Consider the following 575-nt stretch of genomic DNA (forward strand, 5'->3'; position numbering starts at 1 on the left):
CGGTGGAAGTGTCGGGCAACGGCGCGGCCTTCGCCGAAGGCCGGGCCTACCTGTGAACGGGCAGAACGGAGGAACGCCGTGATGGGCGTCAACGCGAACATTTCCGAGTCCCTCACCGGGACCATCGAAGCCCCTTTCCCGGAGTTCGAGGCGCCGCCGGCGAACCCCATGGAGGTGCTGCGCAACTGGCTGGAACGCGCCCGCCGCTACGGCGTGCGCGAGCCGCGGGCACTGGCCCTGGCCACGGTCGACGGGCAGGGCCGGCCGTCGACGCGGATCGTGGTGATCGCCGAGCTGGGCGAGCGCGGGGTGGTGTTCGCCACCCACGCCGATAGCCAGAAGGGCCGCGAACTGGCGCAGAACCCCTGGGCCTCGGGGGTGCTGTACTGGCGCGAGAGCAGCCAGCAGATCATCCTCAACGGCCGCGCCGAACGCCTGCCCGACGAGCGCGCCGACGCCCAGTGGCTGAGCCGCCCGTACCAGACCCACCCGATGTCGATCGCCTCGCGGCAGAGCGAAACCCTCGCCGACATCCACGCCCTGCGCGCCGAAGCCCGGCGCCTGGCGGAAACCGA

The 575-nt window shown here is 71.8% G+C and carries 1 protein-coding gene; it reads left to right on the forward strand.

The features are described 5' to 3' along the window. Positions 1-81 precede the first annotated feature (81 nt). The coding region (phzG, locus tag AC4OR5_RS30945; protein ID WP_058138754.1) for a phenazine biosynthesis FMN-dependent oxidase PhzG at positions 82-575 on the forward strand (494 nt) is incomplete at its 3' end.

It is taken from the genome of Pseudomonas sp. YA1, from assembly GCF_058680555.1.